Raw genomic sequence first — 15929 nt, 5'->3', positions numbered from 1 at the left:
TTACAAGCATTATTTTTTTTGAAAAAGAAAATTTAAATTATATTCATGTAAAAAATAATATTTGTATAATGTATAATTTAGTTATCTTTTACTTTAGTGCAAAATTTTAAAAAAATAATTATAAATAAGCTGTAATATATACAAAATAATTAATTTTTTTTAAAAATTTATTATATCATTAAAATTATAATACTATTTATTTAGTAAACATCATTTCTTAGAATATAATATATTGATTGGTATATTATCTAACTTAAGTTGAAAATATATTATTTTATTATTATTTATAATCGAAATTAACGTGATATAAATTATGTTGAATACGTTCTATTCATTAATAATATCTGATATTATCATAATAATAAAAAACATGAGTTTATGTAAATTTTTTGAAATAATCTTCAATAATATTTTATAAATTTAATATTGCTAATTTATCTCGTTAAACTACAGGATAAACTAATAAATAAAGCAATAAAGTAAAGATATACTACCTAATAAATTAGCATCCTGGAGGAAAAGATGGAAATATTATCAGGAGCTGAAATGGTTATTCGATCATTAATTGATCAAGAAATACAGTATATATTTGGCTATCCTGGTGGTGCTGTACTAGATATTTATGATGCTATAAAAACTATTGGTGGAATTACACATATTTTAGTTCGACATGAACAAGCGGCGACTCATATGGCAGATGGATATGCTCGTGCTACTGGTAAAATTGGTGTTGTGTTAGTAACTTCTGGACCAGGAGCAACTAATGCAATTACTGGTATTGCTACTGCATACATGGATTCTATTCCTATGGTAGTCATATCTGGCCAAGTGTCTTCTTCGTTAATTGGATATGATGCTTTTCAAGAGTGCGATATGATTGGCATTTCTCGCCCAATAGTTAAACATAGTTTTTTGGTAAAAAAAACTGAAGATATCCCGGTAATTTTTAAAAAATCTTTCTGGTTGGCGTCAAGTGGTCGTCCAGGACCAGTAGTCATTGATTTACCAAAAGATGTCTTAAAAAAAAGAAGTAATTTTTGTTATAAATGGCCAAAAAATATTTATATGCGTTCTTATAACCCAACTAATAAAGGTCATACTGGTCAAATTAAAAAAGCATTAGATATCTTTTTAAAAGCTACAAGACCTGTAATTTACGCAGGAGGAGGAATTATTAGTTCTGAAAGTCATGAAGAATTAAAAATTTTTGCAGAAAAAACTAACTGTCCTGTAACTACTTCTTTAATGGGATTAGGTGCTTTTCCAGGTAATCATGTGCAAAGTATTTCTATGTTAGGAATGCATGGCACTTATGAAGCTAATATGACAATACATAATGCAGATGTAATTTTTGCAATTGGTGTAAGATTTGATGATCGTACAACAAATAATTTAAATAAATACTGTCCTAATGCTATTATTTTACATATTGACATTGATCCTACGTCAATTTCTAAAACTGTTATGGCAAATATTCCTATTGTTGGTGATGCAAAATACATCTTGAAAAAAATGTTAAAATTACTTGAAAAAAAAGAAAATATTGTATGTTTAGAATCTTGGTGGGATACAATTAACAAATGGAAAAAAAACAATAGTTTACAGTATCAACAGGACGATAAAACAATCAAACCGCAACAAGTAATTGAAACTCTTTTTAAATTAACTAAAGGAAATGCTTATATTACTTCAGATGTTGGTCAACATCAAATGTTTACAGCATTATATTACCCATTTAACCAACCTAGACGTTGGATTAATTCAGGTGGATTAGGTACAATGGGTTTCGGATTACCTGCAGCATTAGGAGTCAAATTAGCATATCCAGAAGACACTGTCATTTGTGTTACAGGAGATGGTAGTATTCAAATGAATATTCAAGAACTATCTACAGCAAAACAATATAATTTATCAATATTAATATTAAACTTAAATAATTCTTCTTTAGGTATGGTCAAACAGTGGCAAGATATACTTTATTCTGGACGACATTCTCATTCTTATATGAATTCGCTTCCAAACTTTATCCAATTATCAGAATCTTATGGACATTGTGGTATTAAAATTAGAAAACCAAAAAATTTACATAATCAATTAAAAACGGCATTAAAAAAATTATCTGATGGTCATTTAGTTTTTGTAGATATTGATGTTGATAGTTCTGAACATGTTTATCCTATGCAAATTCAAGGAGGAGGAATGAATGAAATGTGGCTAAGGAAAAAAGAGGTTTCGTAAAAATATGCGAAGAATTTTATCAATTTTATTAGAGAATGAATCAGGTGCATTATCGCGAGTGATCGGTTTATTTTCACAAAGAGGATATAATATAGAAACAATTACATTAGCTCCAACTGAAGATCCATCATTATCAAAAATAACTATACAAACGATAGGCAATGAAAAATCAATTGAGCAAATTGAAAAACAATTACATAAATTAATCGATGTATTGCGAGTTATTCAGATTAATCCACTTTCAAATATCATTGAACGTGAAATTATATTGTTAAAAGTTAAGTTTAATAAATATAAAAAAGATGATATTAAACATATTACTGAAGTATTTCGTGGGCAAATTGTAGATATTACATCTAATACATATATATTACAATTATCTGGGACAACTAAAAAAATTGATGCATTTCTAAAAATCATCCGAAATTTGTCAGATGTGATTGAATTAAGTCGATCAGGTATTATAGGCATTACTCGAGGATGAAATATAAAAATTTTTACATGTTATATTTTCTAATAAAATATATTTATAAATTATTCAAAATAGTTTATGTATAAAAATAATTTTTTTATATTTTTAATAGATTAAATATTTATACTATATTATACATTAAACATATTTTATCAAACATGGTCGTTGTTTAACATGACCATGTTACAATTTTCTTTATTAATGTTATTTATAAAATGTAAAGTATATTAAAAACATGAATACTGTATTCAATCATATTCCAGTAATGAAAAAAGAAATTATTCATCATTTAAAAATAAAGAAAAATGGTATTTATATTGATAGTACGTTTGGAATGGGAGGACATACAAAAGAAATTTTAAAAAATTTAGGCAATAATGGAAAATTGTATGCTATTGATCAAGATCCAGAATCTTATTGTATTGGGAAAAACATAAAAGATAAACGTTTTCAGATACATCATCAAAATTTTTCAAAATTATTAGATTATGCTCAAAATCAGAAAATTGTAGGAAAAGTTGATGGAATTATATTTGACTTAGGAATATCTTCAATACAACTTGATAATAATTATAGAGGTTTTTCATTTAAAAAAGATGGACCTTTAGATATGCGTATGAACCCTCAATATGGTATTTCTGCTGCAGATTGGTTATTTTCAAGTAGTATCAAAGAAATTGCTTATGTATTAAAAACATTTGGAGAAGAACGATTTTCGAATAAAATAGCTTATGCTATTAAAAAATTTAGTAATATAAAAAAAATAACTAATACTTTAGAGTTATCGAATATTATCCGATATGCTATACCGACAAAATATATGTTTAAACATCCAGCAAGAAGAAGTTTTCAAGCCATCAGGATTCATATTAATCAAGAATTAAAGGAAATACAAACAGCTTTAGAAAGTACAATAGAAATATTAAAACCAGGAGGACGTATATTAATTATTAGTTTTCATTCATTAGAAGATAGAATAGTGAAAAAATTTATTTCAAAAAACAGTAGATCAAATATTGTTCCACATGGGATTCCTATTACAGAAAAACAATTAAACAAACTTAAAACATGTAAGTTAAAAGTAATTGATCGTATATTTCCAAGTCAATTTGAAATCCAATATAATCCTAGAGCAAGAAGCTCTATACTAAGAATAGCAGAAAAAAAATATCAATATGACAATTCAACGTTATGATTTACTAAAAATTATTAAAAACGATTTTATATTGTATGGAAAAACTTATTTAATCTTATTAATCTCAATTTTATTATCCTCTATTGTGATAATTATTACAGTATATGAAACCCGTTTATTAGTCTCTCAAGAAGAAGAACTTATTTTACAAAAAAAAAAAAAAATAATGAATGGAGGAATTTAATTATTGAAAAAAATGCTTTATCAAATCATTCTACAAAAAAAAAATAATATTTTTTTCATAAATAATTTAATTGATGGATATCATTTAAAACATGTATAAAAAAAGTAAAATCATTTTTTTTAAAGAAAAAAAAATAAAAAAACATACTTATTTAAACTGGCGTCTTTTTATATTATATATTTTTATTTTTCTATCTTTTTTTGTTTTAACTATACGAATTATCTTTTTACAAGTAATTAATTCAGATCAACTAATACGAGAAGGTGACCTTAGAACATCCAGAACACAATCTTTATTGAATACTAGAGGAATTATTAAAGATCGATCAGGATATCCTTTAGCAGTTACAATATCAGTTAATGCGATTTGTGCTAATCCATCAGAAATTATTAATATTAATAATATTAATAATAATCATCGTTGGCAAGCTTTATCTGATATCCTTTCTATACCGCTACAAACGATATTATCAAATATTAATAATCATAAAATGTCTAAATTTATTTATTTAGCTAGACAAGTAACTCCTGAAGTTGGAGAATATATTAAAAAATTAAATTTACCTGGAATATTTTTATTAGAAGAATCAAAAAGATATTATCCTTCTGGTAAAATTGCAGCCCAACTAATAGGATTTACTAATATTGATGGCATAGGAATTGAAGGTGTTGAAAAAAGTTTTAATACTCTTTTGACAGGAAAACCAGGTAAAAGAAAAATAAGAAAAGATACAAATGGACATATTATTGAAAGTATACCTTTAGTTGAAAAAAATATATCTAATAATGTAACATTAAGTATTGATAAAAAATTACAAACAATTGTATATCATGCATTACATAAAGCTGTTGAAAAAAATAATGCCAATTCTGGAACTGCAATTTTGATAAGTATTAAAACAGGAGAAATTTTAGCTATGGCAAATTTCCCTTCATATAATCCTAATAATATGCATCATATAGTTAAAAAAAATATTCGTAATAGAGCAATTACTGACATGTTTGAACCAGGATCAACAGTTAAGCCTATAGTTATTATGGAAGCATTAAGATTAGGTATTATTCAAGAAAATTCTATTATTAAAACTAAACCATTTGTAATTAATAAACATCAAATTAAAGATATTTCATATTACGAAAAACTATCAATTACTGGTATTTTGAAAAAATCTAGCAATGTAGGTATATCAAAAATTGCATTATTAATTCCTACAACACAGCTAGTTAATAGTTATATAAATTTTGGCTTAGGACAACCTACTCAATTAGGATTAGTTGGTGAACAAAACGGTTTTTTACCTAAAAAAAAAAATTGGTCTGATTTAGATAAAGCTACTTTTTCATTTGGGTATGGATTAATGGTTACTCCACTTCAGCTAACACGATTATATGCAACAATTGGTAGTGGTGGAATATATCGACCTCTTTCAATTCTTAAAGTTGATAAAATAATACCTGGAATTAGAGTTTTTCCTGAAATATATGTAAATAAAGTAATTAATATGATGGAAAGTGTTTCGCAATCTGGAGGATCAGGTATAAAAGCTGCAGTAAAAGGATACCGAGTTGCTATTAAAACAGGAACAGCAAAAAAAATTGATAAAAACGGACATTATGTAAAAAAATATATAGCATATACTGCAGGTATAGCACCAGTTAGTCGTCCTATGTTTTCATTAGTAATTATGATAGATAATCCAAAAGAAGGAAAATATTACGGAGGTTCAGTTTCTGCTCCAGTTTTTAGTCAAATCATGACTTTAATATTTAAAACTATGAATATAGCACCTGATAATTTGTTAAATCATCATGTTGAAAAAATTAAATAATATGCAATTAATAAAAAAAACGTGTTTACAGTATTTATTATCTCCATGGATCAAATATGCTCCAAAAAAAAATATTTTAACTTTAAATATGGATAGTAGACAATCAATTAAAGGAGAGTTATTTATAGCTGTTCCAGGTGTTAAACAAGATGGGCGTAATTTTATTTATCAAGTGATTAAAAAACAAGTATCAGCTATTTTATATAATACTGATAACAAAATAGAACATGGAATATATAAATATATTAATCAAATACCTATAATAAAATTTTTTGATCTATCTAAAAATATATCAAAATTAGCGAGTCGTTTTTATGATCAGCCAGAAAAAAAATTAACAATTATAGGAGTGACTGGAACCAATGGAAAAACTACTGTAACGCAACTAATCAATCAATGGAGTTATTTATTAGGTAATAAAACTGCAACTATGGGCACTTTAGGGAACGGTTTTCACAATTCTTTATATCCAACAAAAAATACTACATCTTCTGCAATTATAATTCACTCTTTTTTATCTATAGCATTAAAAAAAAAAGCTAAATTAGTTACAATGGAAGTATCTTCACATAGTTTAACACAAAATCGTGTTATATCTATTCCATTTTATATTGCGATATTTACAAATCTAACACCAGAGCATTTAGATTATCATGATAATATGGAAAAATACGAATCAGCAAAATGGTTATTATTTAGTACACATCAAGTGCAAAAAATCATATTAAATGCTGATGATCCATATGGAAAAAAATGGTTAAAAAAATTATTTAATTTTTATACAGTAGCAGTTACTATTAATGATTCTAGTCAAAAAAAATATGCCACAAAGTGGTTAAATGCGACTCAAATTACACTTATTGATAATTATGTTCATATTACGTTTGAATCTAGTTGGGGAAACGCAGAAATATCATCTTGTTTAATTGGAGATTTTAATGTCACAAATCTTTTATTATCATTAGCAGCTCTTTTAGAATTAGGTCATAATTTATCAGATATAATTAATTTATCTAAAAAAATAAAACCGATCAGTGGTCGAATGCAAATATTCACTAAAAAAAATAAACCAATTTTTATTATTGATTATGCTCATACACCAGATGCCTTAAAAAAAACACTAAATGCAATTCGCTTACATTATAAAAAATATATATGGTGCATATTTGGATGTGGAGGTGAAAAAGATAAAACTAAACGATCTATTATGGGAAATATCGCAGAAAATATATCAAATCAAGTAATTATTACTAATGATAATCCTAGACATGAAAAAGAAACAGTAATTATTCAAGATATTTTAAGTGGTTGTCAAAAAAAAGAAAAAATCATCATTATTCGAAATAGAAAAAAAGCAATATCTTATGCTTATTTTAAAGCAAAATATAATCATATAATTTTTATAGCAGGAAAAGGACACGAAACAACACAAATCATTCGAAATAAATCTATTATTTATTCAGATCAAAAAACCGTATTAAATCTATTGGAAAAAAATATATGATTTCTATATCCTTAAAAACTATAGCTATGATTACTAATGGACAACTTTGTGGAAAAGATTTACTTATAGATAATATTATAATCGATAGTAGAAAAATTATTAAAAATTGTTTATTTATTGTTTTAATCGGGAAAAATTTCGATGCTCATATTTTTATAAAAGATGCAATAGAAAAAGGTTGTGCTGCAATAGTCACACAAAAACATATTCAATGTCATATTTCATATATTATTGTTCAAAATACATCTCTTGCTTTAGGTCAAATTGCAGCTTGGGTTCGTAAACAAACGAATGCCAAAATATTAGCTATTACTGGTTCTTGTGGAAAAACTTCAGTAAAAGAAATGACAGCTTCTATATTAAGACAGAATGGCAATACCATATCTACTATCGGTAATTTTAACAATAATATAGGCGTTCCTTTAACATTATTGCAGTTAAATCATTCACATAAATATGCTGTCATTGAGCTAGGAGCTAACAAACCAAGTGAAATTTCATATATTAGTAATATGAGTCAACCAGAAATTATATTAATTAATAATATTCAATATGCTCATTTACAAGGTTTTAAATCATTGCTAGGAGTATCTCAAGCAAAATCAGAAATTTTTTCAGGTCTAAGACCTAATGGTACAGTAGTTATTAATTTAGATAGTCACCATTTATCAAAATGGAAAAAAAATATTATTAACAATAATATTATATATTTTTCTATTAAAAAAAAAAATATAGTAATTTTTTTTCTAGTAATATTAATACCAATATACATGGTACATCTTTCTTAATGCACACCCCTAATGGAGAAATAAATATTTCTCTACCTTTCTTAGGCTATCAGAATATATCTAATGCATTAGCTGCTAGCGCTCTATCTTTTGCTCTTCAAATACCTTTGCAAACAATTAAAATAGGACTATTAAATACTCCTAAGTTATCAAACAGACTAGAAACTATAATGTTAGATTCAAATAAAATTTTAATTAATGATACTTATAATTCTAATGTTGCATCTATGATTACAGCAATCAAAGTATTAGAAAAAATGCCTGGTTATAAAATATTAGTAACTGGAGATATGGCTGAATTAGGTAAAAATAGTCGATTATATCATCGCATGATAGGAAATCATGCTAATTTATCTAAAATTCATAAAATTTTTAGTGTAGGAGAAATTAGCCATGAAATTACTAAAATATTTGATAATGGAGAGCATTTTATGAGTAAAACAGATCTAAATAATAAATTACACGATTATATCTTAAAAAAAACAACAATTACAATATTAGTAAAAGGATCTCGTAAGACAAAAATGGAAGAAGTAGTAGAACATATTATCCAAGAGAGCAAAAAATGTTAATATTTTTAAATAAATACTTATTTTTAAATATGAATATAATTTTTTATATTCCGTATCGTATGATACTTAGCTTGTTAACGTCTTTTTTTATTAGTTTATATATGATGCCGTATTTAATATGTTTTTTAGAAAAATATAAAAAATTTCAAATAATTCGTCATAATGGTCCTAAAAAACATTATTTAAAACAAAATATACCAACTATGGGTGGAATAATTATTATTTTTTCTATATTTTTTTCCACAATGATATATTGCAATCTATCAAATATAGATATTTGGTTAATTATAAGCATTTTAATAACATATGGGATAATAGGTTTTATAGATGATTATAAAAAAATTAAACATAAAAATAGTCAAGGATTAAAATTAATATGGAAATATTTTTGGATGTCTATTTATGCTATATTTTTAATATATATTATACAATATAATACTCCAAACATTTTTTTTACTCAATTAATTATCCCGTTTCATATAAAAAATACTTTTGAAGTATATTATTTATATATTTTTCTTTCTTATTTTGTCATCGTTGGAACCAGTAATGCGGTTAATTTAACAGATGGATTAGATGGGTTAGCTATTATGCCTGTTATTTTTGCAATATCTGGTTTTGCATTAATATCTTTGTTTAGTGATAACATAAATAACTCTAATTATTTAAATATTGCTTATGTAAAAGACTCAAGTGAATTAGCTATATTATGTTCTGCAATAATTGGATCAGGCTTAGGTTTTCTATGGTTTAATAGTTATCCAGCTAAAATTTTTATGGGAGATGTAGGATCATTATCTTTAGGGGGTGTTTTAGGAACAATAGCAATTTTATTACATCAACAATTATTACTGGTTATTATGGGTGGTATTTTTGTGTGTGAAGCTATTTCAGTAATATTACAAATACTATCTTTTAAAATAAGAAAAAAAAGAATGTTTAAAATGGCTCCAATTCATCATCACTATGAAGAAAAAGGTATATTAGAACCTTTAATTATTGTTAGAGTTTGGATTATATCATTCATTTTCGTGCTTATAGGACTTATTTCATTAAAGGTATGTTAATGTCATACAATTATTTTGGCAAAAAAATATTAATTTTAGGAATAGGATTAACTGGAATATCTTGTATTAATTTTTTTTTAAAAAAAGGTATAAAACCAAAAATTATTGATGAATCTCACAATCCTGTATTATTTATGAAAATACCTAAAAATATTCAATATAGTTTAGGTGGTTTAAAAAATGAATGGATTATAGAATCAGATTTAATTATTATTAGTCCAGGAATTTCTCCTTTTAAACCAATTTTAATCAAAGCACGTTTATTAGGAATTGAAATTATTAGTGATATAGAATTATTTGCAAGAGAGGTATCTGTTCCAATCATTGCTATTACAGGAACAAACGGAAAAAGCACTGTAGCTACAATGATTACAAAAATTGCAAAATATGCTGGTTATCGTGCTTTGTTAGGTGGAAATATTGGTTTACCAGTTTTAGATATAATTGATAAAAAAACAGATCTCTATATCATAGAATTATCTAGTTTTCAGTTAGAAAATACATTTAACTTAAAATCAAAAATATCTGTGATCTTAAATATTTCTAAAGATCATATAAATCGCTATCCACAAGGTTTTGAACAGTATAAACAAACTAAATTATCTATTTTTCATCAAGCCGATATTTGCATAATGAATTCTTATGATCAATTAAAAAATATTTTATATAAAAAAAATAAAACTTTCATTACTTTTGGAAATAAAAATAGTGATTACTATATTGATCAAAAATCAGATTCTTATATTTTATTTCATAAAAACCAAAAAATACTAAATAGTTCTGAATTATTATTATCTGGTTATCATAATTATAATAATGTATTAGTTGCTATTGCGATTTCAGATGCAATGCAATTTTCTAGAAAACATACAATATATATATTAAAAAATTTTATTAGTTTACCACATAGATTTCAAACAATTAAGAATGAAAATAATATACATTGGATAAACGATTCTAAATCTACTAATGTTAATAGTACTGAAGCAGCTTTAAAATCTGTACATACAACAGGTATGATACATTTATTATTAGGCGGAGATAGCAAATCAAATACTTTTGATATATTAAAAAAATATTTTAAAAAAACAAAAATAAAAATTTATTGTTTTGGTAAAGATGGATTAAAAATTTCGCAAATATGTAAAAAAAAATCAATCTATGTAAATAAATTAGAAGAAGCAATGATGCTAATTTTAAAAAATATTCAATCAGGAGACACCGTACTTTTATCTCCTGGATGTAGCAGTTTAGATCAATTTTCTAATTTTGAAGAGAGAGGTAATCTTTTTATAAAGATCATACAGGAACACACGTAATGCAAATACAAAAAGAAAAAATAACAAATAAAGAAAATAATTTAGAAAAAATAGATGCCAAAATTTTTCATGTCATACTATATGATCGCATATTATTATGGTTAACATTGAATTTATTTTCTATTGGATTTATTATGGTTATTTCTACTTCTATACCTATTAGTCAAAATATATATCATACACCATTTTTTTTTATTAAAAGAGAAATATTATATTTTTTTTTAATATTTTTATTATCTTTGATTATTTTACGAACTCCCATGAGTTTTTGGAAAACAAATAGTATTTTTATACTAATTACTTCAATTTTATTACTTATTTTTGTTTTAATAATTGGAAATTCAATACATGGATCATTTAGATGGATAAATATAGGTTTTTTACATATACAACCATCTGAAATATGTAAAATTACTTCTTTTTGTTATATAGCTAGTTATTTATCACGAAAATATTATGAAGTACGTAATCATTTTTGGGGATTTTTTAAACCCATGAGTGTAATTATTATAGAATCTATGCTACTTTTAGCAGAACCTGATTTAGGAACAGCTATTGTTATTTTTTTTACTACTATTACAGTATTATTCCTATCTGGAGTTAAAATAGGACAATTTTTATTTATTATTACTATCAGTATTTTATCAATTATTTTATTAATATTATTAGAACCCTATCGCATTAAAAGAGTATTATCTTTTTGGAATCCTTGGGAAGACCCATTTGGTCACGGATATCAATTAACACAATCATTAATTGCATTAGGTCAAGGAAATTTTCTCGGAAAAGGTTTAGGAAACTCAATACAAAAATTAAATTATTTACCAGACGCGCATAGTGATTTTATATTTTCTATTATAGGTGAAGAATTCGGTTGTATTGGTTCTTGTTGTATACTTTTTATTATTTTTATTATTTCCATTCGTGCTTTACATATTGGACAAAAAGCTTTAGAAATAAAGCAAATTTTTTCAGGATTTTTAGCTTCTTCAATTGGCATTTGGCTTAGCTTTCAAACATTTATTAATGTTGGTGCTGTTACTGGTCTTTTACCTACCAAAGGATTAACTTTACCATTTATTAGTTATGGCGGTTCAAGTTTAATTATTAATTCAATAGCTATTTTTTTTCTATTAAGAATCGATTTTGAGTTAAGATTAAAAACATCACAAGCTTTTCCTAGAGGATCGAAATGATTTCTAAAAAAATAATAATCATGGCTGGAGGTAGTGGTGGTCATATTTTTCCAGGATTAACTATAGCACGTTATTTAATAAAAAAAGGGTGGTCTGTAAATTGGATAGGGACAAAAAATAGTATTGAATCTGAAATTATACCAAAATATGATATAAGAATTCATTTTATTAAAATTCAAGGATTACGGAATGCTAACTTAAAAAAAATAATTTTTTCACCAATATACATATTACGTGCTTGTTACCAAATTAATCAAATAATCAAAAATTGGTCTCCAAATATTATTTTAGGAATGGGAGGATATGTATCTGGTCCAGGAGGAATAGCTGCTTGGCAGTCTAATATTCCACTGATTATTCATGAACAAAATAAAATTGCAGGTATTACTAATTATTGGTTATCGAAAATATCTACTCAAAATATACAAGCATATGTTGGAGCTTTAAAACATGCAATAGTTGTAGGAAATCCAGTATGTGAAAGTATCATAAATACCCCAAAACCTATTGAACGCTTTAAAAATAGAATAGGTTTTTTAAGGATATTAGTAATAGGAGGTAGTCAAGGAGCATCTATTTTAAATCATATTTTACCAGAAGCATTTTTTTTACTCAAAAAACAAATTGTTGTTTGGCATCAAACAGGTAAAAATGAATTAGAACAAACTAAAAAAAAATATAAAAAACTCGGATTAGATCACGTTTTAATTACTTCTTTTATTAAAAATATGGCTGATGCTTATCAATGGGCAGATATAATTATTTGTCGTTCTGGAGCTCTTACAGTAAGTGAAATATCTATAGTTGGATTGGCTGCTATATTTATACCTTATCCACATAAAGATAAACAACAACATCGTAATGCCGAAGATCTAGAAAGAGTTGGTGCTGCTAAAATTATTGATCAATCTAATTTGAATACTATATCAATAGTAAACATATTGAATGCGTTAACTAGAAAAAAACTTTTAATTATGGCAGAAAGAGCTTTTTCTTTGGGTGTACGTGACGCAACGAAAAATATTTTTAATATTATTAATAATATATCTAAACAATATGAATATAAAAAAAATTAATTTTTTTAAAACTAATAAAACAAAAAAAAATATTCATTTTATTGGCATTAGTGGATCAGGTATGTCAGGAATTGCTTTAATTTTATTACAATTAGGATATAAAATTAGCGGTTCAGATTTGTTAAAAAACAACATGACAGAACAATTGATTAATCTCGGAGCAAAAATATATTTTCAACATGCTGAAAAAAATATTCAAAACGTTGATATTATTGTAAGATCTAGTGCTATTAAATCAAATAATATAGAAATAATTAGTGCTAAAAAAAATAATATTCCTATATTATCAAGAGCAAATTTGTTAAGCATGTTAATGCAATTTAAATATGGGATAGCAATTTCTGGTACTCATGGAAAAACAACTACTACTTCTATGATTTCAGATATTTTTATTGAAACCGGTTTGGATCCTACTATCGTTAATGGTGGTTTAATAAAATCTATCAATTCTCATGCAAAATTAGGAAATTCTAATTATTTAATTGCAGAAGCAGATGAAAGTGATGGTTCATTTTTATTATTAAATCCCAAAATAGTTATTGTTACTAATATTGAATCTGACCATATGGATTATTATAATCATAATTTTATTAAATTAAAAAAAGCATTTTTAACTTTTTTAAACAAAATACCATTATATAGCATTGCTATTATATGTATAGATAATGATGCAATTCACAGTATTTTACCTCATGTTAAATGTAAATTGCTTACATATGGATTTAATCAAAATGCAGATATTCGTATTTGCGATTATACACAAACTCAATTTGTGTCAACATTTCAATTAATTATAAAAAATCAAACTATATTAAATATAACATTAAATATGCCAGGAAAGCATAATATATTAAATGCTACAGCTGCTATTGCGCTTGCAATTCATGAGAAGATAAACAATGAAAATATAATTAAATCTTTAAAAAATTTTCAAGGCACTTGTAGAAGATTTGAATTTTTAGGAAAATATTTAATTAACAAAAATATAGATAATAATAGTGCTATTTTTATAGATGATTATGGACATCATCCTACAGAATTATCAGAAAATATTAAAACAATCAGGATGAGTTGGCCAAATAAAAATTTAATTATGATTTTTCAGCCTCATCGTTATACTAGAACACATAATTTATATAATGATTTTATCAAAAGTTTATGTCAAGTCGATTTTTTATTAATATTACATGTATATCCAGCAAACGAACAATATATTTTTGGAGCAGATAGTTTTGCGCTGTATAATGATATTAAAAAATTAAAAAAGAATGATATTACATTAATTAATGATAATAATATTATATTAGATACTATTATGTCAAAATTAAGTGGAAACGATATTATTCTAATACAAGGCGCTGGTGATATAAATCAAATCATTCATCAAAAATTAATTCAAAAAATAAAAAAAGTGATAATATGAATAAAAAAATAGCAGTTTTGTTAGGTGGAACATCTTCAGAAAGAGATGTTTCTATTAAATCAGGATATGCAATTCTTAATAGTTTATTAAAATCTAAATTAAATGCTTATCCAATTGATGTACGTGATGATTCTATTTTAGAATTAAAACAAAATGGATTCAATCAAGCATTTATTGCACTGCATGGAAAGGGTGGAGAAGATGGTAGCATACAAGGATTTCTGGAATATTGTAATATACCTTATACAGGAAGTGGAATCATGGCTTCTTCAATTTCTATAGATAAATTTAGAACTAAATTATTATGGAAATCGCGCGGTTTATTAACAGCTCCTGATATTTATATTTCGAAAAAAAAAAATATTGAGTCTTTTTTTTCTACTATAGAAAAACAAACATTACAATTAGGGCTTCCTGTCATTATAAAACCAAATCAACATGGTTCTAGTATCGGTATAACAGTTGTTTCTTCTATTACACAACTTTATGACGCAATTAAAAATGCATTTAGTTATGATAATAATATTATTATTGAAAAATTTATATCAGGGAAAGAATATACTGTCTCTATTTTAGGTAAAAATATTTTACCTCCTATTCTCATTTCTACTAAAAGTCAATTTTATGATTATAATGCTAAATATATATCCAATTCTGCTAAATATGCGTCTTCAGGTGAATTAAGCGCTAATCAAGAAAAAAAATTAAAAACAATAGCCATGTTGGCTTGGAATACATTAGGATGTCATGGTTGTGCAAGAATTGATTTTATATTAGATGATCAAGATCAATTTTGGTTATTAGAAATTAATACTATACCTGGCATGACAAATCGCAGTTTAACTCCAATGTCTGCACGTTTTGCAGGAATATCATTTGATGAATTAGTATTATCTATTTTAGATATGAATAATAAATATATTTAATATATATAAGATAATAAGATAAATTACGATTTGAAAACGAATCTTAATTGTATATCGTATATTTGACATGATTCAAAATAAAATAATTGATTCAATATAGCATGAATATTTAAAAAAAATATTTTGATTTTAAAAAAAATC

General features: G+C 25.1%; 14 protein-coding genes. All 14 read left to right on the top strand.

Annotated features, from left to right (window positions below):
- Positions 1 to 522 precede the first annotated feature (522 nt).
- The 14 genes from ilvB (at position 523) to GUU85_RS00990 (ending at position 15788) form a co-directional block, all read left to right on the top strand.
- Positions 523 to 2238 (top strand): biosynthetic-type acetolactate synthase large subunit, encoded by a 1716-nt coding sequence (gene ilvB, locus GUU85_RS01050; protein WP_163119157.1) that lies wholly within the window; start codon positions 523 to 525, stop codon positions 2236 to 2238.
- 4 nt (positions 2239 to 2242) lie between these two features.
- A complete protein-coding gene (gene ilvN, locus GUU85_RS01045) occupies positions 2243 to 2722 on the top strand; it encodes an acetolactate synthase small subunit (RefSeq protein ID WP_163119155.1) in 480 nt (159 codons plus the stop codon).
- 223 nt (positions 2723 to 2945) lie between these two features.
- Positions 2946 to 3905 carry a 16S rRNA (cytosine(1402)-N(4))-methyltransferase RsmH gene (gene rsmH, locus GUU85_RS01040; protein ID WP_163119147.1) on the top strand — a complete coding sequence of 320 codons (960 nt, stop codon included), beginning with the start codon at positions 2946 to 2948 and terminating at the stop codon, positions 3903 to 3905.
- On the top strand, positions 3886 to 4089 hold the full coding sequence (locus GUU85_RS01035; RefSeq protein ID WP_254056366.1) for a cell division protein FtsL: 204 nt from the start codon (positions 3886 to 3888) through the stop codon (positions 4087 to 4089). Before rsmH ends, GUU85_RS01035 begins: the two co-directional genes overlap by 20 nt.
- Before the next feature lie 91 nt (positions 4090 to 4180).
- A complete protein-coding gene (ftsI, locus tag GUU85_RS01030; RefSeq protein WP_163119145.1) occupies positions 4181 to 5917 on the top strand; it encodes a peptidoglycan glycosyltransferase FtsI in 1737 nt (578 codons plus the stop codon).
- The gene (gene murE, locus GUU85_RS01025) at positions 5898 to 7421 is read left to right on the top strand and encodes a UDP-N-acetylmuramoyl-L-alanyl-D-glutamate--2,6-diaminopimelate ligase (RefSeq protein WP_254056365.1); all 1524 of its coding nucleotides are present in this window, start codon (positions 5898 to 5900) and stop codon (positions 7419 to 7421) included. The genes ftsI and murE overlap by 20 nt, the downstream gene beginning before the upstream one ends.
- Positions 7418 to 8209, top strand: a complete 792-nt coding sequence (locus GUU85_RS02905; RefSeq protein ID WP_254056364.1) for a Mur ligase family protein — start codon at positions 7418 to 7420, stop codon at positions 8207 to 8209. The genes murE and GUU85_RS02905 overlap by 4 nt, the downstream gene beginning before the upstream one ends.
- A complete protein-coding gene (locus GUU85_RS02900; protein ID WP_254056363.1) occupies positions 8209 to 8781 on the top strand; it encodes a glutamate ligase domain-containing protein in 573 nt (190 codons plus the stop codon). The genes GUU85_RS02905 and GUU85_RS02900 overlap by 1 nt, the downstream gene beginning before the upstream one ends.
- Positions 8775 to 9848 carry a phospho-N-acetylmuramoyl-pentapeptide-transferase gene (gene mraY, locus GUU85_RS01015; RefSeq protein ID WP_163119143.1) on the top strand — a complete coding sequence of 358 codons (1074 nt, stop codon included), beginning with the start codon at positions 8775 to 8777 and terminating at the stop codon, positions 9846 to 9848. The genes GUU85_RS02900 and mraY overlap by 7 nt, the downstream gene beginning before the upstream one ends.
- Positions 9848 to 11167, top strand: a complete 1320-nt coding sequence (murD, locus tag GUU85_RS01010) for a UDP-N-acetylmuramoyl-L-alanine--D-glutamate ligase (RefSeq protein ID WP_163119141.1) — start codon at positions 9848 to 9850, stop codon at positions 11165 to 11167. The genes mraY and murD overlap by 1 nt, the downstream gene beginning before the upstream one ends.
- The gene (gene ftsW, locus GUU85_RS01005; RefSeq protein WP_163119139.1) at positions 11167 to 12363 is read left to right on the top strand and encodes a cell division protein FtsW; all 1197 of its coding nucleotides are present in this window, start codon (positions 11167 to 11169) and stop codon (positions 12361 to 12363) included. The genes murD and ftsW overlap by 1 nt, the downstream gene beginning before the upstream one ends.
- Entirely contained in the window at positions 12360 to 13439 is a 1080-nt protein-coding gene (gene murG, locus GUU85_RS01000; protein WP_163119137.1) for an undecaprenyldiphospho-muramoylpentapeptide beta-N-acetylglucosaminyltransferase, read from the top strand. Before ftsW ends, murG begins: the two co-directional genes overlap by 4 nt.
- Positions 13420 to 14862, top strand: a complete 1443-nt coding sequence (gene murC, locus GUU85_RS00995; RefSeq protein WP_163119135.1) for a UDP-N-acetylmuramate--L-alanine ligase — start codon at positions 13420 to 13422, stop codon at positions 14860 to 14862. The genes murG and murC overlap by 20 nt, the downstream gene beginning before the upstream one ends.
- Positions 14859 to 15788 (top strand): D-alanine--D-alanine ligase, encoded by a 930-nt coding sequence (locus GUU85_RS00990; protein ID WP_163119133.1) that lies wholly within the window; start codon positions 14859 to 14861, stop codon positions 15786 to 15788. The genes murC and GUU85_RS00990 overlap by 4 nt, the downstream gene beginning before the upstream one ends.
- Positions 15789 to 15929 lie beyond the last annotated feature (141 nt).

This window comes from Buchnera aphidicola (Uroleucon sonchi) (assembly GCF_011035165.1).
Lineage (GTDB): Bacteria > Pseudomonadota > Gammaproteobacteria > Enterobacterales > Enterobacteriaceae > Buchnera > Buchnera aphidicola_BE.
Note: the sequence above shows the minus strand (reverse complement) of the source record. Positions and strands in the feature narration are given on the sequence as shown.